At 32.8% G+C, this 20,011-nt stretch carries 19 protein-coding genes; 12 read left to right on the plus strand and 7 right to left on the minus strand.

The window, feature by feature from the left end; all coding sequences use genetic code 11:
• Positions 1 to 47: 47 nt before the first annotated feature.
• Both J0383_RS22595 and J0383_RS22600 read right to left on the minus strand, forming a co-directional pair.
• Positions 48 to 836, minus strand: coding sequence for an anti-sigma factor (locus J0383_RS22595; protein ID WP_207296211.1), 789 nt, complete (start codon positions 834 to 836; stop codon positions 48 to 50).
• Complete coding sequence (locus J0383_RS22600) at positions 836 to 1,366, minus strand: RNA polymerase sigma factor (protein ID WP_207296212.1); 531 nt, start codon at positions 1,364 to 1,366, stop codon at positions 836 to 838. The genes J0383_RS22595 and J0383_RS22600 overlap by 1 nt, the downstream gene beginning before the upstream one ends.
• Positions 1,367 to 2,120: 754 nt before the next feature.
• Between J0383_RS22600 and J0383_RS22605 the strand changes: the two genes are divergently transcribed.
• The gene (locus J0383_RS22605; protein WP_207296213.1) at positions 2,121 to 2,708 is read left to right on the plus strand and encodes a glutathione peroxidase; all 588 of its coding nucleotides are present in this window, start codon (positions 2,121 to 2,123) and stop codon (positions 2,706 to 2,708) included.
• 79 nt (positions 2,709 to 2,787) lie between these two features.
• Here the strand turns inward: J0383_RS22605 and J0383_RS22610 are convergent, their stop codons facing one another.
• Positions 2,788 to 3,285 carry a GNAT family N-acetyltransferase gene (locus tag J0383_RS22610; protein WP_207298750.1) on the minus strand — a complete coding sequence of 166 codons (498 nt, stop codon included), beginning with the start codon at positions 3,283 to 3,285 and terminating at the stop codon, positions 2,788 to 2,790.
• 43 nt (positions 3,286 to 3,328) lie between these two features.
• Complete coding sequence (locus tag J0383_RS22615; protein ID WP_207296214.1) at positions 3,329 to 4,504, minus strand: thioredoxin family protein; 1,176 nt, start codon at positions 4,502 to 4,504, stop codon at positions 3,329 to 3,331.
• A 179-nt stretch (positions 4,505 to 4,683) separates the two neighbouring features.
• Here J0383_RS22615 and menD point away from each other — a divergent pair, with 179 nt between their 5' ends.
• The 8 genes from menD to J0383_RS22655 all read left to right on the plus strand — a co-directional run bounded on the left by menD (position 4,684) and on the right by J0383_RS22655 (position 13,602).
• Complete coding sequence (gene menD / locus J0383_RS22620; RefSeq protein ID WP_207296215.1) at positions 4,684 to 6,345, plus strand: 2-succinyl-5-enolpyruvyl-6-hydroxy-3-cyclohexene-1-carboxylic-acid synthase; 1,662 nt, start codon at positions 4,684 to 4,686, stop codon at positions 6,343 to 6,345.
• 89 nt (positions 6,346 to 6,434) lie between these two features.
• A complete protein-coding gene (locus J0383_RS22625) occupies positions 6,435 to 6,776 on the plus strand; it encodes a DUF2853 family protein (protein WP_207296216.1) in 342 nt (113 codons plus the stop codon).
• Positions 6,777 to 6,909: 133 nt separating this feature from the next.
• Complete coding sequence (locus J0383_RS22630; protein ID WP_207296217.1) at positions 6,910 to 7,767, plus strand: CvfB family protein; 858 nt, start codon at positions 6,910 to 6,912, stop codon at positions 7,765 to 7,767.
• Between the two features lie 808 nt (positions 7,768 to 8,575).
• A complete protein-coding gene (locus J0383_RS22635) occupies positions 8,576 to 9,409 on the plus strand; it encodes a 1,4-dihydroxy-2-naphthoyl-CoA synthase (protein WP_111369033.1) in 834 nt (277 codons plus the stop codon).
• A gap of 92 nt (positions 9,410 to 9,501) precedes the next feature.
• A complete protein-coding gene (gene menA / locus J0383_RS22640) occupies positions 9,502 to 10,464 on the plus strand; it encodes a 1,4-dihydroxy-2-naphthoate octaprenyltransferase (protein WP_207296218.1) in 963 nt (320 codons plus the stop codon).
• A gap of 32 nt (positions 10,465 to 10,496) precedes the next feature.
• The gene (locus J0383_RS22645; RefSeq protein ID WP_207296219.1) at positions 10,497 to 11,174 is read left to right on the plus strand and encodes a metal-dependent hydrolase; all 678 of its coding nucleotides are present in this window, start codon (positions 10,497 to 10,499) and stop codon (positions 11,172 to 11,174) included.
• A 153-nt stretch (positions 11,175 to 11,327) separates the two neighbouring features.
• Entirely contained in the window at positions 11,328 to 12,530 is a 1,203-nt protein-coding gene (locus tag J0383_RS22650) for a tetratricopeptide repeat protein (RefSeq protein ID WP_207296220.1), read from the plus strand.
• A 31-nt stretch (positions 12,531 to 12,561) separates the two neighbouring features.
• Positions 12,562 to 13,602: an o-succinylbenzoate synthase gene (locus J0383_RS22655; RefSeq protein ID WP_207296221.1), complete on the plus strand. Its 1,041-nt coding sequence runs from the start codon at positions 12,562 to 12,564 to the stop codon at positions 13,600 to 13,602.
• A 38-nt stretch (positions 13,603 to 13,640) separates the two neighbouring features.
• On the opposite strand, the gene J0383_RS22660 is transcribed toward J0383_RS22655, so the two are convergent.
• Positions 13,641 to 14,183, minus strand: coding sequence for a hypothetical protein (locus tag J0383_RS22660; RefSeq protein WP_207296222.1), 543 nt, complete (start codon positions 14,181 to 14,183; stop codon positions 13,641 to 13,643).
• Positions 14,184 to 14,532: 349 nt separating this feature from the next.
• Between J0383_RS22660 and J0383_RS22665 the strand changes: the two genes are divergently transcribed.
• Positions 14,533 to 15,009 (plus strand): CYTH domain-containing protein, encoded by a 477-nt coding sequence (locus J0383_RS22665; RefSeq protein ID WP_207296223.1) that lies wholly within the window; start codon positions 14,533 to 14,535, stop codon positions 15,007 to 15,009.
• A 3-nt stretch (positions 15,010 to 15,012) separates the two neighbouring features.
• Positions 15,013 to 15,981 carry a YpdA family putative bacillithiol disulfide reductase gene (locus J0383_RS22670; RefSeq protein ID WP_207296224.1) on the plus strand — a complete coding sequence of 323 codons (969 nt, stop codon included), beginning with the start codon at positions 15,013 to 15,015 and terminating at the stop codon, positions 15,979 to 15,981.
• Between the two features lie 119 nt (positions 15,982 to 16,100).
• Here J0383_RS22670 and J0383_RS22675 read toward each other — a convergent pair whose 3' ends face one another.
• Both J0383_RS22675 and msrA read right to left on the minus strand, forming a co-directional pair.
• Entirely contained in the window at positions 16,101 to 17,669 is a 1,569-nt protein-coding gene (locus J0383_RS22675; protein WP_207296225.1) for a protein adenylyltransferase SelO, read from the minus strand.
• A gap of 76 nt (positions 17,670 to 17,745) precedes the next feature.
• Complete coding sequence (msrA, locus tag J0383_RS22680; protein WP_207296226.1) at positions 17,746 to 18,279, minus strand: peptide-methionine (S)-S-oxide reductase MsrA; 534 nt, start codon at positions 18,277 to 18,279, stop codon at positions 17,746 to 17,748.
• Positions 18,280 to 18,461: 182 nt separating this feature from the next.
• On the opposite strand from msrA, the gene J0383_RS22685 reads away from it, so the two are divergent.
• Positions 18,462 to 19,949 (plus strand): aminotransferase class V-fold PLP-dependent enzyme, encoded by a 1,488-nt coding sequence (locus J0383_RS22685; protein ID WP_207296227.1) that lies wholly within the window; start codon positions 18,462 to 18,464, stop codon positions 19,947 to 19,949.
• Positions 19,950 to 20,011: the final 62 nt, after the last annotated feature.

Below are 20,011 nucleotides of genomic sequence, written 5' to 3' on the forward strand. Positions count from 1 at the left end.
TATTAATAAGATCAATATGCGCTTGTAATTTATAATTGTAATTATTTTTAAACTTTTCCTAAAGTATACAGTTGTTCCATTGTAGGCGTCAAACTTCCGCCAGCTGGTTCAAGAGTAATTCCAAATGCTTCAGCAGAATCTGTTTGCTGCACAGCAAAGATTTTTTGTGAATTTCCTTCAAAATTATCCAATAAACCAATACTTGTTGGAGTAAGTACCGGACTTAGTTTTAAAGACCAGACCTGATATACCTTTCCTTTTGGAGGAGTTGGTAAACCTGCGGCATCAATGTAAGTCGTTTTAGTTTCTTTATTCCAGTACACTTTTGCGAATGATGTTGGAGAAACTGCCTGACCACCCAGCGTAACACCTGTGTTTTTAATATCTCTTACGATACTTAAATTTTTCTCGGTTACTTTATTCTGCTGATCTAAATAAGCAAGATCTCTTTGGATTTTATTTTTTTCAGTTCCAACTTGGCTTATAGCTTGTTTTGATTTGGTTAATTCCAATGTTTGGTAACCAAAACCTAGCAATAGCAGTACAGCCGCCGCCCAGCCTACATATTGTGTCCAGTTTGAAGTCGGTTTCAATTCGACTACTTTTCCATGTTTAAGCTCTAAACGGGCTTTAATTTTCTCGAAGTTGGCAACTGAGTGAAAAGGAGAGAAGCTTGATGATAAAGCAACAATAGCTTTTTCTATTGAGATAATTTCCTTTTCAACTTCAGGATTTTGTTTTGCCAGTTCGGCAATTTCCAAATTCTCTTTTTCTGTCAGGAGACCGTAAACGTACAGTTCTAAAATACCTGATTCAATATATTCTTGTGCTTCCATTATATCTTTAAATAATTTCTTAAATCGTTAATACAGTTTCTGTTTTGTGTTTTGATAGTCCCTAGCGGCATAGCAAGCTCTTCTGAAGCTTCTTGCTGGGTATATCCTTTAAAGAATAACAAATCAATAATCTCAATACATTTTGGTTTCAATTTTTTCACGAATTCCTGAATACCAATTGTGTCAATTTTGTTTGTGAGTTTATTGCTGTCATCTAACAGACTTACGAAATTATCTGAAGAAAGGTTTTTTTGACTGTTATTAAAATTTTTAGATCGAAGTTTATCAATCGATGTATTCCTAGCAATATTAAGGATCCAAGTATAAAATCTCCCTTTACTTTCGTTATAAGAATCGATGTTTTTCCAGATTTTTACAAAAACATCCTGCAGAACATCTTCGGCCTCTTCACGGTTTTTTATTAAAACATGTATAACCGAAAATAAACTTTTAGAATACATATCATACAAATGGGTAAAAGCCCTTTCGTCTTTTTTGTAGATTAAAACTAATAATTCTTCTTGACTCATAGGTTTAGATTTTAAGCTTAAATAAATTTTAATTTTCTTATCAGTGGTAAATTGAGATAAAGATAAATTATTTTTTTGTGATTTTTCTTATTTTTTTTAACTCCGTGAAACTTAGTAAAATAAGGCGTTGTGAAAAAAGTTTTACTTTTTTTTCATTTTTTTAAAACCGAAATACATCCAATTTCGTAAATAAGTTCAAATGAGAAAATCAACAGTTTTAACTTACAAAATAAATTGTTGTTCTCTCAAAAGTATAAAATAATAAAATAGGAAAATTATGTATCGTGTTACAAAACTAAAAATACTAATAGTGGGTTTGACAACAATACTATCATTAACCCATTTTAATGAAAAAGATTTTTTACAAAAAGAAATTAAATATCAGAGCAGTAAAATATTCTGATTATAAATATAAAAGTATTGAATAGTTGATGTCTCCGGACTTCCAACTGAAAATAATAGAACTAAATATCACATTTGTATGTAAATGAACTTTGAATTTTTCCACTTATAAACGCCATTGAAATAAAATTAAAGTGATATAAAAATTAGGAATATTAATTTTCGATATAACCGGAGCATCAACTATAATCTTATAAAAGAGATTTAAAGTTAATTCATGGTTTGATTTGTTTGTATGGGGGGAGGCCTGACGTCTGATTAACGTCAGGCCTCAATTTATTTAACTTATTATTAATAAAAAATTAGTGTACGTCAGAAATAGATTTTATTTAATTTTATAAAAAATTATACAATGAAAAAACTACTATTTATAGCCTGCAGTGCTGTCTTCTTTATGAGCGCACAAGCAGAAGCTCAAACAAGCAAAAATAAATTATCTAAAACAGATAAAGCTATGGCAAAAGAAACAATTTATCAGTTTAAAGTAGAAGATTTATCAGGAGACACTTTTGATTTTGCCTCTTTAAAAGGTAAAAAAGTTATGATTGTAAACACGGCTTCAAAATGTGGATTAACGCCTCAGTACAAAGATCTTGAAGCGATTTACAAAGAATACAAAGACAAAGGATTTGTAATTGTAGGTTTTCCGGCTAATAACTTTGCTTCTCAAGAACCTGGTACAAACAAAGAAATCGAAACTTTCTGCCAGCAGAACTACGGTGTTACTTTTCCAATGATGAACAAAGTTTCAGTAAAAGGAAGTGACATGTGTGATGTTTATAAATTCCTTACCGAAAAATCAAGAAATGGTCTTCAAGATTCTGAAGTAGAATGGAATTTTCAAAAATACCTTATTAACGAAAAAGGAGAACTGGTAAAAGTAATTAAACCAAGAACTTTACCAACAGATCCTGAAGTAATTAACTGGATTAAAAGCTAAAAGCGCTATATCAATTAAAAACAAACCCGACAATTTCAAAACTTTGTCGGGTTTGTTTTTTTTATAATAATTGCAACAATTATTTCAAAATCAGCTGCATAAAAACCAAATCGAGCCAGTGATCGAATTTATAACCTACTTCTCGAATCGTACCCGTAACGACAAAGCCAAATTTTTCATGAAAGGCGATACTTCCAGCATTATCAGCATCAATGGCACCAATCATAACATGATAACCTTGTTCTTTTGCCAGACGAATTAATTCCGTTAAAAGTTTAGAACCAATTCCTTTTCCAATCACATTATCAACCACATAAACAGAATGTTCTACAGTGTATTGATACCCAATTTTTTCACGAAACTGGCCGTAACTTCCAAATCCTACCACTTCACCGTCTAAATCGGCTACCACAATGGGCAGATTTTTTGCTTTTTTATCTTCAAACCATTTAGTTTGAACTTCAAGAGTTTGAATATCGTAGCTATAATTGGCTGTAGTATGTAAAATAGAATGGTTTACGATTTCGAGAATTTTTTCTAAATCGGTTAATTCTGCAGGTCTTAATTGTAGGTTCATCATTTTGTTTTTGTTCCGAATTATAATCAATTCGAAAATTGTTTTATTTTTTTGCTAGTTCAGCTAGTAAAGTGTCAACATCATTTGTATTCCAGCCCATTTCCTTGCCAATTGCTTTGGCGTCTTTTGCATACTTAAGAGCTGATTTTTTATCTTTAATTTTATTGTAAAGCCGGGCTGCTAGTAAATTTCCATCAAAAGAATCGCTTAATTCCAACGAATGTTTTACCCAAGAAATTGATTTTTTAAGATCATCGGCATCATCAATATGTTTTAAATACGTTTGTCCAATATCTTTTAGAAAACTTGCATCATTCCAAGCTAATTTTTCAGTATCTTCAGAAGTTACCTTTTTATAAAATTTCCAATTTTCGGTACGTTCGGCGAGCGTTAAATCAAATTTAAAAACCAAAGAATCCGTTTTTTGCAGGCGGATTGATTTCGCAACTTCTCTTTGTTTATAATAATTGACCGTATCCATTCCATCAACTAGAGGACGCAGAAGTTCAGTCACAATATTTTCGATTTTACGATCAACACGGTTTTGCGAAGCCACTGCTGCAAAATCTTTCTGATGCTGCAAAACATATTGAAATTCTCTCGATTTAATATCAGTGACACCATTTGCAATAACTCTCCAATTAGTTTCTGTAACTAATTGCTGATCAGATTGCGTATTTAAGTAAATGTGTGTCGGAATCGATAATTCAGTTCTATCAGCTCCTTTTTTTAGAGTATTCAAATACGTAAAGAATTTGGTAACATTTCCAGGATCAGCTAAAAATTCCTTTTCCAGATAAGGAAGCTGAAATTTTGGATTCAACGCATAATTTGCTTCAGCCAGAAAATCCTGTTTCTTCATTTCTCCTTTTAAAGCATACAAAAGCGTTTCATTAGAATCCAAAAATAAAAAGGCAGGAAGAGATCTGGTTTTAAATTTATTTTTAAGCGCTGTTCCTTCTTCTTTTTCAATATTCTTCCAAATGCATACATAATTTTTATTCAAGAAATCCATCACACTTGGATCGCTGAAAACTTCTTTTTTCATTAAATTACAATGCGGACACCAGTCAGCAAACAACATCACAAAAACTGGTTTCCCGTTTGTTTTAGCTGTTTCTAAAGCTGTTTTGTATGGAATTTCGTCTCCAATAAACTGATTTTGAGAATTTATAGTTTGTATCGAAATAACAAAGAAAAGTAAATATAAGAAACGCATAAAGTGTTCGTTTTTATTAAGGAAAATTAGAATTTACAAATATATTCTCTTTTTCCAAAATCACTCTTAATATCTTCCTAATATATAAGTTAAATCCAATGTGAAAATTGTAACTTTGTATTTATAAAAGAGGATTTGAAATAAGAATTTTCTTTAAAAAATTATATACCTATTTTATAATGATTTACCCCAAAATACCGCTTGCACAAAGTATTATTGAAATTTGTGCAGCAAAAGGAATTCAAAATATAATTATTTCTCCGGGTTCACGAAATGCACCTTTGACAATTGGTTTCGCACAAAATCCAAATTTTACCTGTTACAGTATTGCTGACGAACGCTGCGCTTCTTTTTTTGCTTTAGGAATTGCCCAGCAAATTAAAAAGCCAACAGCTATTGTTTGTACTTCAGGTTCGGCATTGCTGAATTATTATCCAGCGCTTGCCGAAGCATTTTACAGTCAGATTCCATTAATCGTGATTTCTGCGGATCGTCCGCAAAGTAAAATTGATATAGGAGACGGACAAACGATTCGTCAGGAAAATGTATTTTTAAATCATTCTGTTTTTAATGCCAATCTAACCGAAGAAGCTTCCGCAGAAAATGATTTGAAGATTAATAAAGCAATTGAAACAGCAATTCTTCAAAAAGGACCAGTACACATTAATGCCCCGTTTGAAGAACCTTTATATGAAACGGTTTCAGAACTTTCAGTTGAACCAAAAATTACAAGTCTAGAAGAAGTCCTAGAAACCAAAATCATCGAAAATGAAGCAGAAATTGTTTCCATTTGGAATTCTTCAAAAAGAAAATTAATTCTTATTGGCGGTATCAACGACGTAAATTCTATCGATCAGGAAATATTGGACAACTTTGCCAAAGATCCATCTATTGTAGTTCTTACAGAAACCACATCAAATCTGCATCATCCTAGTTTTGTAAGCAGCATTGATAGTTTGATTACACCGTTTGACGATGCTGATTTTAAAGATTTGGAGCCGGAAGTTTTAATCACTTTTGGAGGCATGATCGTATCAAAACGTATTAAAGCTTTTTTACGCAAATACAAACCTGTACATCATTGGCACATAGATACTTTACGTGCTTATGATACATTCAATGCTTTAAGTAAACATTTTGTAATGGAACCGAATGATTTCTTCAATAATCTGCTTCCAAAAACAGAGTTTGCTTCAAGCGACTATTTTTCAAAAATTGATACCATTTATGATTTAAGAAAAACCAAAAAACAAGAATATTTATCAAAAATTGGTTTCTCAGATTTTAAGGTATTTGAAAAAGTAATTGGGACGCTTCCAAAAAACAGCCAGCTTCAAATTAGTAATAGTTCAGCTATTCGATATGCACAATTAATCGATATTGATCCTTCAATTGAAGTATTTTGCAATCGCGGTACCAGCGGAATTGACGGCAGTACTTCGACTGCAATAGGTGCAGGTGTTGCTAGCGGCAGGGAAACTATTTTCATTACGGGAGATATCAGCTTTTTTTACGATAGTAATGCTTTGTGGAACTCTTATATTCCCAATAATTTCAAAATTGTTTTGATTAATAATGGAGGAGGAGGAATCTTCAGGATTTTACCAGGTCATGAAGAAAAACCGGTTTTTAATACCTATTTCGAAACTTCGCATAAGTTAACAGCAGAGCATTTGGCCAAAATGTATCAATTTAATTATTTAACTGCTGCTGATTTACCATCGCTAAATCAAAACCTAGAATTGTTTTATCAATCGGATAAACCTGTGCTATTAGAAATTTTTACGCCTACAAAAGAAAATGATGCGATATTGAAGCAATATTTTAAAGAATTGATTTAATTGTAAGTTAATTTTTGTTAAAAATTAGTTTTTTATCTTGTTCTTTTATAGATTTGGATACTCAAAAATAGTAACCAAAATAAAGTATTATGAGCAAAAGAGAAGAATTAATTGCAAAGTATGCCGCTGATTTGAAAGATAAATGCGGCGTTACGCCAAACATGGATTTATTGACAAAAGTAACCATAGGCTGCGGACCATCAATTTATAAAGATGATGCTGCTACAGTTGCAGGAAGCGACAAATCTGAATTGGAAACCGTTAAAAATAATTTTTTAATTAAAAAATTAGGCTTAAAAGATAGTCCAGAATTGGATAAAGGTATCGAAGCCGTTATAGAAAAATACGGTAAATCCAATAAACATAAGTACCGAGTGGTTGTATATTATCTACTTACAATTCACTTTAAAAAAGAAAGTGTTTATAAATAATCAAAAAAAACAAAAGCGTCATCCCTGTGGCGCTTTTTCTTTTATATCAAATATTTTGGGTTTACCAGTTTCAAACTTCGTACATTTGCGCCTGCAAACTTAGTTGTTTATCAACTTCGAATTTTAAAGAAAAATGCTTGAAATAGGAAAATACAATACACTTACCATATTACGTGATACCAAAGTGGGATTATTTTTAGGAAAACCTGAAGAAGATCCAGAAGGAACTCACGATGTTTTACTGCCTAATAAATACGTGCCGAATGAATTTGAAATTGGCGAAGAAATCATTGTTTTCGTTTATTTAGATCACGAACAACGTCCTGTCGCTACTACGCTTAAACCTTATATTTTTCTAAATGAATTTGCTCTTTTACGCGTAAATTACATTAATAATGTAGGTGCATTTATGGATTGGGGAATGGAGAAAGATATTCTGGTACCGTTTAAAGAACAAGCAAGGCCAATGGAAAAAGGCAAACGCTATTTGGTATACTTGTATCTTGATACTAAAACCAATCGCTTAGTTGCTTCTAGTAAGACAAACCAATTTTTGAACAACGACAATTTAACAGTCGAAAAAGGAGAAGAAGTTGATTTAATTGTTTCGCATATTACAGACATGGGAATCAATGTTATTATCAATGAAAAACACAAAGGACTTTTATATAAAGATCAGGTTTATGACGATTCTATAAGAACTGGTGACAGAATGCGAGGTTATATCAAAAATATCCGTCCGGATCATAAAATAGATGTAACCCTTCAAATAGAGGGATATCAAGGTGTTGAACCAAATGCAGAAAAAATATTAGATGAATTAAGAGCCAATAGAGGCTTTTTACGTTTAAATGATGATTCACACCCTGAAGACATTAAAACAGTTTTAAAGATGAGTAAAAAGACCTTTAAAAAAGCAATTGGAGCCTTATATAAAGAAAAACTCATTGAAATTAAAGAAGATGGAATTTATCTGGTAAAAGAAAACTAGAAATTAAAATTCCAAACTAAAAATTCCAAATTCCGATTGTACAGTAACATTGGAATTTGGAATTTTTATATTTAGAATTTACATTTTGGGATTTACTAAATCTATAATAACAAGAAAGGCTGCTCATTACAAGCAGCCTTTCCCTTTTTATTCTAGTTTTAAAAAAAATTGTAATTAAAAAAAAACAGAAATAAAATAAATTCGAATCCATCTCGAAAATAAAAGCTTTACGAATTTTAGAAATTACTTTCTCGAATGGTATGTCTTTTAAATGATTGATACGTTTATTTTAAAAGCAAAAAATTAATTTCACGGCAGATCCATTGGTTTATAAAATAACTTTTAGAAAAGTGTGAATTAGTATTTCTCTTTTTCGTATTTCAATTTATATACTAATTAATTTGTACTAATCTAACATTTAACCTTAGGTGTTACTATTTCTTTTTTGAAGTCTCAACAAACACATAAATCATTTGCTCGTTCTTAACAGGTTTTGTATTAAAAACCATAAAAAACTGAGCGACAAATTTTTTAAGTTTTCTCAAAAAAATCATTTTTTAGGTTAATAAATCAGTGAAAGAAAATCAATCTAATATCAACAAAATACTTTGTATCTCATTGATTTCTAGACTGTAAAATTACTCATTATTTTCTAAACCTAATGTTAAAAATTGTTATTTTTTGTGAGGCAGCAACAATTGTTAACATTGAAACAAATATAAACGGCTACTTAAAATAAAATCAATAGTTAAAAATGTAAAAAATGCTTTATTTTTACACTATAATTTTTTTAAACAAACAAACAGAAATGGATTGGATTACAGCCAGAGAATTTGAAGATATAACCTATAAAAAATGTAACGGAGTTGCAAGAATTGCTTTTAACAGACCAAATGTTAGAAACGCATTTAGACCTAAAACAACTTCAGAATTATACCAGGCTTTTTACGACGCACAGGAAGATACTTCAATTGGAGTAGTTTTGCTTTCTGCTGAAGGCCCTTCAACTAAAGATGGAGTTTACTCTTTCTGCAGCGGAGGTGACCAAAATGCGCGCGGACATCAAGGATATGTTGGTGATGACGGTCAGCACCGTTTGAATATTTTAGAAGTACAGCGATTAATTCGTTTTATGCCAAAAGTTGTTATTGCTGTAGTGCCAGGCTGGGCTGTAGGCGGCGGACATAGTTTACATGTCGTTTGCGATATGACACTGGCTAGTAAGGAACACGCTATTTTTAAACAAACTGATGCTGATGTTACCAGTTTCGATGGAGGGTATGGATCTGCATACTTAGCGAAAATGGTTGGACAGAAAAAAGCCCGCGAAATTTTCTTTTTAGGAAGAAACTATTCTGCACAAGAAGCTTTTGAAATGGGAATGGTAAATGCCGTTATACCTCATGACGAACTTGAAGCAACTGCATACGAATGGGCTCAGGAAATCCTTCAAAAATCTCCAACGTCAATCAAAATGTTGAAATTCGCTATGAATTTAACCGATGATGGCATGGTTGGACAACAAGTATTTGCAGGAGAAGCGACTCGTTTGGCTTATATGACCGAAGAAGCAAAAGAAGGAAGAAATGCCTTTTTAGAGAAAAGAAAACCAAACTTCGGTGAAAATAAATGGATCCCGTAAATAATTTTAGATGTCTGATTTCAGATTTTTTTAATCTTAATTTTTAAATCAGAATAATCTAAAATCTATATTCTAAAATCTAAAATTTAAATATGAAACATTGGATTGAAGCCGCAAGACTGCGCACATTACCTTTATCAGTTTCTGGAATTATTGTTGGAAGTATATATGCGCTTTCAAATCCAACAGAAACCATTAATACTCCAACAGAAGTTTTCAGTTGGAAAATATTTGGTTTTGCCCTTTTAACAACACTTGGTTTGCAAGTATTATCTAATTTTGCCAACGATTACGGCGATGGCGTAAAAGGAACCGATAATGCTGATCGTGTTGGTCCACAGCGTGCTATTCAAAGCGGAATCATTACACCGCAAGCCATGAAAAAAGCGATAATAATTACGTCATTACTGACTTTATTATCAGCTATTACCTTGATTTATTTTGCTTTTGGAAAAGATAACTTTGAATATTCTATCTTTTTCTTATTACTTGGAATCGCGGCAATTATTTCTGCAATTCGTTATACAGTTGGAAATTCGGCTTATGGCTATAAAGGATTTGGCGACTTATTCGTTTTCATCTTTTTTGGTTTGGTAAGTACACTTGGAGTAAACTTTTTATATTCAAAAGAAGTAGATCCGTTATTGATTCTGCCAGCTGTTGCCATTGGTTTATTAAGTGTCGGTGTTTTAAACCTAAACAATATGCGCGACGAAGAATCCGACCGCAAATCAGGAAAAAATACAATTGTGGTTCAAATAGGCGGCAAAAAAGCAAAAAACTATCACTTTGCTTTAATTGTAAGCGCTATGGTTTTGGTAGTTGTTTTTGCTGTTTTAAGTGATTACCGTTTAGACCAATATTTATTCTTACTAGCGTATATTCCTTTAACTAAACATTTAATTACGATTTATAAAAATCAGAATCCTAAGCTATTAGATCCTGAATTGAAAAAACTGGCATTAAGCACATTTCTGCTTTCAATACTGCTAACAATCTGTATGATTTCGTTAGCAGCAGATATTTTTGTTAACCTTTTTATGGGCGGAAGATAAACTCAAGTTTAACTTAAAAAAATGTATTAAAAATGAAAATAACCTATTACGGACACGCAGCTTTAGGAATTGAAGTAGGAGGAAAACATATTATTGTTGACCCATTTATTACAGGAAACCCTGCCGCGGCGCATGTCGATATAAAATCATTAAAAGCAGATTATATCCTGCTTACACACGCACACGGAGATCACGTTCTGGATGTTGAAGCTATTGCAAAAGCAACCAATGCAGTGATTGTTTCAAATGCAGAAATTGCAAGCTATTACGCAAAATTAGGTTTTAACAGCCACCCAATGAATCATGGCGGAAGCTGGAAATTCGATTTTGGGAAAGTAAAATACGTAAATGCTATTCATTCTAGTTCTTTTCCTGACGGAAGTTACGGCGGAAATCCCGGCGGTTTTGTAATCGAAGGCGAGCACAAAAACATTTACATTGCAGGCGATACCGCTCTTACAATGGATATGAAATTGATCCCAATGCGTACAAAATTAGATTTAGCCATTCTTCCTATTGGTAATAATTTCACAATGGATGTTGAAGATGCTATCATCGCTTCAGATTTTGTAGAATGCGATAAAGTTCTAGGATATCACTTTGATACTTTTGGCTATATCGAAATCAACCATGAAGAATCAATTCGTAAATTTTTCGATAAAGGAAAAGATTTAATGCTTTTAGCAATCGGAGAATCAATAGAATTATAATAAGGAGCTAATCCCGCTATCCGCTATATCTTTTGTGCCTTTCCGTTCTTTGTGGACAGGCACAAAAGGATATCGCTTCTATCGGGGCTAGGGCACTGGTTTTCATCACAAATTATTTTTACTACATTATTCAAATCTCATATCGTTCAGAATATGAATTTCAAAAGAATATTTCTAATCCTTTTACTGGCTTCAACCGGAAGTACTTTCGCTCAGAAAGACGGTTATTGGGATAAAGAACGTGCCACAACCAAAGAAATCATGGTTTCTGCTGGCGAAAGAACTATCATTAAAACCGAAGATCTTCCCGTTGGAACTACCGAAATTGTCTACAGAATCACACTTTTAGATAAAAACCAGCAAATGGCAAATAGTTTGGTTTCGCTTTTAAAAGCAATTCCAGATCCATACGGAATTGGTCAAGGATCTGCCGGAGCCGTGTTTTTAATGTCTAAAATTTCTGGTGACGATCAATGCACATATTCATTATTTACTTCAGATGCCAATGCAAAAAAATATAAAACAGACGGAAAAGTAGATTCAGCCTGTTTTTCGCAGTCAGAACCAGTAAGTAAAGACGCTAAAAGAATTTCACTCGATAAAAATTCGTGTTTAAAACAAAACACAACTTCTATATGGTTTGGTTTTGAAAGCAAAAACTGGTTTTTAAGTCAGAAAATCGTTCTGGAAGTTGTGCCTTGGGTAGATACAAAACTAAACAGAGGCTGGAATCAGGGTAACAAAAACGAAATCATCAGTTTGTGCAAAACGTCGACAATGGCACAGAAAATGGCCAATTCAGATGATTTTTGCGTTTGTATTCTTGATAAAATCATGAAGCAATATCGTTATGGCGAATTTCAGAAATTGTTAGCCGTAGAAAAAACGAAAGTATATAAAGATTTTGGAAATGCCTGTTATAATGATGCCGACATTTCTAAAAACATTTATAATGATTTACGAAATCAAGCTGCAACATTAATCAAACAGCAGAAATACAACGAAGCCATTCAAAAAATAAGCACGATAATAAATGACGGAAAAGCAACAGCATTAGATTACAGTACAATTGGATACTCTTATATTCTAACCAAACAATATGCGAAAGCTTTGAAATTTCTGCAAGAAGGCGAAAAATTGGACGATACTGAATTATTGGTAAAACTAAATCTAGCGCATGTTTATTTAGTAAGCAATAATTATAGTGATGCCAAAGCCATTTACAAAAAGTATCAGGATCAAAACGTAACTGATAATGTAAGCTGGAAAGAAAAAACAAAACAAGATTTTGCTGTTTTCGAAAAAGCTGGTCTGCCATCAAAAGATTTCGAAAAAATATTAAAATTATACCATTAAGCTTAGTCTCTTATAACTTAGCAACTTAAAAATGAAAGCCAGTTATTACAAATACATGCTCGAATTCAAAGTTCCGTCTGGTACTTCGAGAGGAATTATGACCCAAAAAGAAACCTGGTTTATTGTTTTGGAAAAAAACGGTAAAAAAGGAATAGGAGAGTGCGGTATTTTACGAGGTTTAAGTGCTGATGACCGAGATGATTATGAAGAAAAACTAAAATGGACCTGTGATAATATTCATTTGGGAGAAGTAGCTTTATGGAATGCTTTATTAGAATTTCCTTCCATTCAGTTTGGTGTAGAAATGGCTTTTTTATCCTTGAAAAGTGAAACTCCTTATTTGTTATTTCCTTCAGAATTTACCAATATGACAAAATCAATTGATATAAATGGTTTGGTTTGGATGGGAGAAGCGTCATACATGAAACAGCAGATCGAAGCCAAATTAAGGGATGGTTTTAAATGTATTAAACTCAAAATTGGCGCTATCGATTTTGATAAAGAATTAGAATTATTACAATTTATAAGAAGTCATTTTTCTGCAGAACAAATTGAAATTAGAGTAGATGCAAATGGCGCTTTCCCTATAAGCGAAGCTTTAGATAAATTGAATCAGTTAAATGTATTTCAATTGCATAGTATTGAACAGCCAATTAAAAAAGGAAATTTACAAGCGATGGCAGATTTATGCCAGCAGACGCCTTTCCCAATTGCATTGGATGAAGAATTAATTGGTGTTTTTTCGTTTCAAGCTAAAGAAGCATTACTTCAAAAAATAAAACCACAATACATCATTTTAAAACCAAGTTTTGTGGGAGGTTTAAAAGGAACAAAAGAATGGATTTCTCTGGCTGAAAAATACAACATTGGCTGGTGGATTACATCGGCATTAGAAAGTAATATTGGTTTAAATGCTATCGCACAATGGACTTTTACCTTAAATTCAGATATGCCGCAAGGATTGGGAACAGGTGCATTGTATACAAACAATTTTGATTGTCCGTTAAAAGTTTCAAGAGGACAATTGTGGTATGATAAAACTGAAAATTGGGATTCGAGTTTTTTTAGTTAAGAAAAGAAGGCATTCAAACAGCTTTTCTAATTTCTATTTTATTCTTTACCGCCAAGTAGACTTTCATGCCAGTCTTTCAATTCCTGCCATCTGCCTTCGTAAGCAAATAAAGATTGTTTTGCCCAAGTACTTGGGTTGTGAATCGCGTAATTTTCGCCACCTGCATCCAAAATAGATTGTAATTTTTCTGTAGACGCTTCAGAAAGATCGCGCCAAGTTAGAATTCCAGCTTCATGAAATAAACTTTCAATTTTAGGACCTATTCCTTCAACAATTTTCAAATCATTTTCCTTTATATTTTTTCCTAAAACATTCGAAGCTGTTATAGCATCAAATGGTGGTGGAACTTCGGCAATAATTACTTTTGGAGCTTTTGTTTTTCGTTTTGAAAGTAAATCTGCTTCCAAAGTATCTATTTTTTTCGTTAAGCTTTTTGTATGTGCTTTAGAGGCATCTAAATCTGCCTGAAGAGATGCTACAAGTGCATCATCATTTTTTGAGTTCAGTTTTCCTAGTAAATAACCTAGGATTCCGCAAAATAAACCCGCTAAAATTGGTATTAAAATACAGGGTAAATTCATGATACAATATTTTAGTTATGTATGTAAGTACTGTTCTTTTATTTTTCACTTCAAGGGATTTCAGTATCACAATTACAGCAGAATTTCAGATATAAAATAGTGCCTAAAACAATACTAAGAACAATACCAATTAGATAAAGTGCTTTTTTAGACATGGCTTTTGATTCTATGGTTCTATCAAATTTACTCAAAATAAAAATTTTAATATGTTAATAATCAGGTAAATTGGTTTTAAATTTATAAGATACTATCTCAAAATTAAGAATTTTAAGAGGCATCAAATTTGATTTTTTGACTCTTTGACTTAATTAAATTAAGTAACTTGCAGTAAAATTAATTTAGACCCAAAATGCTCGAAATAGAAAGAAAGTTTCTTATAAAATCAGATGATTTTAAAGAACAAGCTTTTGCAAAAAATAAAATTGCACAAGGATATTTGAGTTCAATTCCGGAAAGAACAGTTCGTGTTAGAATCAAAGGAGAAAAAGCGTTTTTAACTATAAAAGGTATTGGACATCAGGGCGGTATGTCACGTTTTGAATGGGAAAATCAAATTCCAATTGACGAAGCTGTCGAATTGCTTAAACTCTGTGAAAAAGGAAAAATTGAGAAAACCCGATACGAAATTAAATCGGGTAACCACATTTTTGAAGTGGATGAATTCTACGGCGAAAACGAAGGTTTAATTATGGCCGAAATCGAACTTCAATCTGAAACAGAAGACTTTGATAAACCACAATGGCTGGGCGAAGAAGTTACCAATGACGAAAGATACTACAATGCCTATTTAAGTAAAAATCCTTTTAAAAATTGGGCAAAAGAATAACTTATGACAGATCAATATGATTTAATTATTGTAGGAGGCGGCCCTATTGGACTTGCTTGCGCAATAGAAGCACAAAAGAAAAATTTACATTACTTAATTATAGAAAAAGGCGCGCTGGTAAATAGTATTTTCAATTACCCACTGTATATGACCTTTTTTTCTACTGCTGAAAGACTTGAAATTGGAGATATTCCATTCAATTGTCTAGCACCAAAACCAGGCCGACAAGAAGCTTTAGAATACTATCGAAACATACACCGTTATTTTAATTTCAAAATTCATTTATTTGAAAAAGTAACAGAAATTAAGAAAAATCAAACTTCAGTTTTTGAAGTTACAACCAATAAAAATTCAAACAAAGCTAAAAATGTGGTTATAGCAACTGGTTTTTATGACATTCCGATTACAATGAATGTAAAAGGAGAAGAGCTTTCAAAAGTGCGTCATTACTATAAGGAAGCTCATGAATATGCTTTTAGAAATATTTTGGTTGTTGGAGCCAATAATTCATCTGTTGATGCAGCCTTGGAATGCTGGCGAAAAGGAGCAAACGTAACTATGGTGATTCGTAAAAACGAGATCAACAATAGAGTGAAATATTGGGTAAAACCCGATGTTGAAAACCGAATTGCCGAAGGAAGTATTAAAGCGTATTTTCAATCCAACATTACAGAAATAAGAGAAAACGAAGTGGAGATTGAAACGCCAGAAGGAAAAGTTACAATTGAAAATGATTTTGTTCTGGCCTTAACAGGCTACAAACCAGATTTGAATTTCTTGGAAAAAATGGGAATTCAGCTTTCTGATGATGAGCTAAAAATTCCGGTATATAATCCTGAAACTATGGAAACGAATGTCGAAGGTTTATTCTTGGCAGGTGTGGTTTGCGGTGGAATGCAGACACATAAATGGTTTATTGAAAACTCAAGAATCCATGCCAATATGATTGTGGATTATATTACTTCAAAATAATTTTAACCACGAATTTCAAATTTTTTTGTCACATCGAGCGGAGTCGAGGTGTTATAGCGTTCTCGACTACGCTCGAACTAACAAAAGATTAATTCATGAAATTCGTGGCAAATAAAAAATTAAGAACTACAAGAAAGCATGGAACAGCCTACTTTAGATCTTGCCCAATCTGGTCGTTTGGCAAACCATTTTTCGTATTCCGGTTGTTCGTCGTATGGATTCTGTAAAAGTTTGTAAAATTCATCAATCAATGAATAATCTTCTTTATCGGCGGCATCGATGGCCAATTGCGCCATATAATTTCGAAGTACATATTTGGGATTGATTCGGTTCATTTTTTGTGAACGCTCATCATCGGATAATTCTTCAGCTTTTAGTCTTTCTAAATATTCAGAAAACCATTTGGTCCATTTTTCAGAAACTTCACCTGTAAATTCTTCTGGTTTATAAAACGCATATTTGATTTTTTCAATTGCTTCTGGAGCAAAATCTGATTTTTCAACCAAGCTTAAATTTCTAAAAAAGATTGTCATATCAGTTTCTGTCAGTTGCAGATTAATTTCTAAATCATCAATTAACTGATTGTCAGTTTCAGTTGAAGTAAACAAACCTAATTTACTTAAAAACATTTCTTTATAGTCAGCACTAAAATCTGTCATAAAAGATTCTAATATCTTTTCTAACGGTGCTGCTTCGTTTATTAATGGATAAAGCGCATTGGCTAATTGATACAAATTCCATTGTGCAATTTGAGGCTGATTTCCATATCGATATCTTCTATATTGGCTGTCAGTTGTATTCGGAGTCCAAGTCGGATCAAAATCTTCCAGCCATCCGTATGGCCCGTAATCAATTGTGATTCCATGAATAGACATATTATCAGTATTCATTACTCCATGGACAAAACCAACTCGCTGCCAATCAACAATCATTTTACGAGTAGTATCAGCTACTTTTTGAAAAAACTGTAGATATTGCTCTTTAGGTTCTCCCGTTATTTCAGGAAAATAATGCTTAATTGTAAACTCGACAAACTGCTTTAAATTTGTAAGTTCATTACGAGCAGCCAGCATTTCAAAACTTCCAAAACGAATAAATGAAGGAGCAACACGACAAACCACAGCACCTTTTTCATAAGCTGGATTTCCATTATATAAAATATCACGCAAAACCTGATCTCCAGAAAGCATTAGCGAAAGCGATCGGGTAGTGGGAACGCCCAAATGATACATAGCTTCGGCACATAAATATTCACGTATCGAAGAACGTAAAACAGCCAAACCATCGGCAGTTCTGGAATACGGAGTTTTTCCGGCACCTTTCAACTGAAGTGTATAAAACTGACCTTTGTTTTCAACTTCCGTTAAATTGATTGCGCGTCCGTCGCCTAATTGTCCAGCCCAGTTTCCAAATTGATGTCCGGCGTAACACATGGCATAAGGTTGTGTTTCCGAAAGAATTTCTTTTCCAGAAAAAACATTTAAAAACTCTTCAGAATTGATTTCTTCTTTTGAAATCCCTACCATTGCAGCTACATCTTCTGATGCGTGAATTAGCTTTGGATCAGAAGGTTTTGTTGGATTTACATACGAGAACAGCGTATTTTTTACCTGACGAACTTCATTTATAGTTTCAGGATCAGCAGGCAATTCAGCAGTAAAACGATTATGTATTTTTAAACTTTTCATTTTTGTTTCTTTCTTTTACCACAGAATAAATAATTATCAAAATTTTTAAACCTTTTAATCTGTGGTAAACTTTACATTAGCCAATCAATCGATCGGCATACATTTTTTTAAGTTTTTGAATTTTCGGATCAATCACAACCTGACAATAACCAGCTTCCTGATTGTTATTGTAATAGTTTTGATGATAGTCTTCAGCTTCATAAAAAACTTCAAAGGGTTTCAATTGTGTTACAATCGGATCAATATACGCAGGCTGTACTTCTTTAAATACTTGTTCTGCGATTTCTTTCTGCGCATCATCATGATACAACACGATTGATCTGTATTGAGTTCCACTGTCGCCGCCTTGACGATTTAAAGTTGTTGGATCGTGGCTTGTCATAAAAATAAAAATCAAGTCATGATATGAAATTATGTCAGGATCAAAAGTTACCTGAATTACTTCTGCGTGTCCTGTTCGGCCGGTGCAGACTTCGCGATACGCTGGATTTTTTATAAAACCATCTGAATAACCAGATTTTATTGATTTAATTCCGTCTAAACGCTGGATTACAGCTTCAATACACCAAAAACATCCACCACCAAAAGTGGCCGTTGATAAATTTTCCATATATACAGTATTGTTTAATTTTTATTACCTATTAATTTGATAGGATATTATGATAATTTATCCAAAAAAAGACCTTTTAACTAAAGATACTAAAAGTTTATTTATGATTTGAAGTTTATAATTGATAAATTCTCAATATTGCAAAAAAGCAATTATATTTGCAGTCAAACATAGGCACACTAATGAATAGCAAAAATAGTACCATCAGTCTTGAAACTTATTTTCAGGATTTCAGACAAAATATTGTTGGCATAAATCAAGATTTTACTTCGCCATTTGGCAAAAAAAAGATTATTTACACGGATTGGACTGCCAGCGGAAGGCTTTACAGACCAATAGAAGAGAAGCTTTTGAACCAATTTGGACCTTTTGTAGCTAATACTCATACCGAAACTACGGTGTCAGGTACTGCCATGACAAAAGCGTATCATCATGCCAGACATATTATTAAACGCCATACCAATGCTAGTCATAATGATGTTTTAATTACTGATGGAACGGGAATGACAGGTGTGGTTAATAAATTCCAACGTATCTTAGGTTTAAAAATACCTGAGAATTTAAAAGATTTTATTACTGTTCCAGCAGAAAAAAGGCCAATTGTTTTCATTTCTCACATGGAGCATCACTCAAATCAGACTTCATGGCTGGAAACTATTGCCGATGTTGAAATTATTCCGTCATGCGAAAAAGGACTTTTCTGCTTAGATAATCTAAAAGATTTATTAGAAAAATACAGTGACAGAACGATTAAAATTGCTTCAATTACTTCATGCTCGAATGTAACGGGAATAAAAACACCATTTCATGAAGCAGCAAAATTAATGCATCAATATAACGGAGTTTGTTTTGTAGATTTCGCCTGCTCTGGTCCTTATGTTGAAATTGATATGCATCCTGCTGATCCTGAAGCGTATTTAGATGCAATTTTCTTTTCTCCTCATAAATTTCTTGGAGGCCCTGGAACATCTGGCGTTTTAATTTTCAATAAAAAATTATACAATAATATGATTCCTGATTGTCCAGGCGGTGGAACTGTAAGCTGGACGAATCCTTGGGGAGAACATAAATATATCGATAATATCGAAGATCGCGAAGATGGTGGAACTCCAGGATTTCTTCAGGTAATAAAAACGGCTTTGGCAATTGAACTGAAAGAAGAAATGGGAATTGAAAACATTTTACAGCGCGAGCACGAAATTGTAGATTATGTTTTTAGTCAATTAGAGCCAGTTGAAAATATTAAAATCTTAGCCGGACAGCATAAAGACAGGTTAGGAGTAGTTTCTTTTTTTATTGATGATCTTCATTTTAATTTAGGAGTTAAAATTTTAAACGATCGTTTCGGAATTCAAACTAGAGGCGGATGCAGCTGTGCGGGAACATACGGACACTACTTACTTCATGTTGATCAGGAAACGTCTAACAAACTGGTGAACGAAATAACAATTGGTGATTTGATTAAAAAACCGGGATGGATTAGAATGTCGATTCATCCAACAACCACAGACGAAGAGATTGCTTATGTCTGCAATAGCATTAAAGAATTAGCTGAAAATCACCAAACTTGGGCTTTGGATTATTCTTATAATAAAAATACAAACGAGTTTATTCATAAAAACGCAAGTTCGTTTGAAGATGAATTGGTAGAAAGCTGGTTTAAATCTTAAACTTGAAACCACATAGGAAAGTCAGAATAAAATAAAACCCGACAGAAATATAAATCTTGTCG

Source organism: Flavobacterium endoglycinae (genome assembly GCF_017352115.1).
Taxonomy (GTDB): domain Bacteria; phylum Bacteroidota; class Bacteroidia; order Flavobacteriales; family Flavobacteriaceae; genus Flavobacterium; species Flavobacterium endoglycinae.

Coding starts and splice junctions, on each gene's coding strand:
- J0383_RS22610 (WP_207298750.1), bottom strand. CDS start 3,285: ATGAACCTACAATTAAGACCTGCAGAATTAACCGATTTAGAAAAAATT.
- J0383_RS22650 (WP_207296220.1), top strand. CDS start 11,328: ATGAATTTCAAAAGAATATTTCTAATCCTTTTACTGGCTTCAACCGGA.
- J0383_RS22600 (WP_207296212.1), bottom strand. CDS start 1,366: ATGAGTCAAGAAGAATTATTAGTTTTAATCTACAAAAAAGACGAAAGG.
- J0383_RS22625 (WP_207296216.1), top strand. CDS start 6,435: ATGAGCAAAAGAGAAGAATTAATTGCAAAGTATGCCGCTGATTTGAAA.
- J0383_RS22635 (WP_111369033.1), top strand. CDS start 8,576: ATGGATTGGATTACAGCCAGAGAATTTGAAGATATAACCTATAAAAAA.
- menA (WP_207296218.1), top strand. CDS start 9,502: ATGAAACATTGGATTGAAGCCGCAAGACTGCGCACATTACCTTTATCA.
- J0383_RS22630 (WP_207296217.1), top strand. CDS start 6,910: ATGCTTGAAATAGGAAAATACAATACACTTACCATATTACGTGATACC.
- J0383_RS22660 (WP_207296222.1), bottom strand. CDS start 14,183: ATGAATTTACCCTGTATTTTAATACCAATTTTAGCGGGTTTATTTTGC.
- J0383_RS22665 (WP_207296223.1), top strand. CDS start 14,533: ATGCTCGAAATAGAAAGAAAGTTTCTTATAAAATCAGATGATTTTAAA.
- menD (WP_207296215.1), top strand. CDS start 4,684: ATGATTTACCCCAAAATACCGCTTGCACAAAGTATTATTGAAATTTGT.
- J0383_RS22675 (WP_207296225.1), bottom strand. CDS start 17,669: ATGAAAAGTTTAAAAATACATAATCGTTTTACTGCTGAATTGCCTGCT.
- J0383_RS22615 (WP_207296214.1), bottom strand. CDS start 4,504: ATGCGTTTCTTATATTTACTTTTCTTTGTTATTTCGATACAAACTATA.
- J0383_RS22645 (WP_207296219.1), top strand. CDS start 10,497: ATGAAAATAACCTATTACGGACACGCAGCTTTAGGAATTGAAGTAGGA.
- J0383_RS22670 (WP_207296224.1), top strand. CDS start 15,013: ATGACAGATCAATATGATTTAATTATTGTAGGAGGCGGCCCTATTGGA.
- J0383_RS22685 (WP_207296227.1), top strand. CDS start 18,462: ATGAATAGCAAAAATAGTACCATCAGTCTTGAAACTTATTTTCAGGAT.
- msrA (WP_207296226.1), bottom strand. CDS start 18,279: ATGGAAAATTTATCAACGGCCACTTTTGGTGGTGGATGTTTTTGGTGT.
- J0383_RS22595 (WP_207296211.1), bottom strand. CDS start 836: ATGGAAGCACAAGAATATATTGAATCAGGTATTTTAGAACTGTACGTT.
- J0383_RS22655 (WP_207296221.1), top strand. CDS start 12,562: ATGAAAGCCAGTTATTACAAATACATGCTCGAATTCAAAGTTCCGTCT.
- J0383_RS22605 (WP_207296213.1), top strand. CDS start 2,121: ATGAAAAAACTACTATTTATAGCCTGCAGTGCTGTCTTCTTTATGAGC.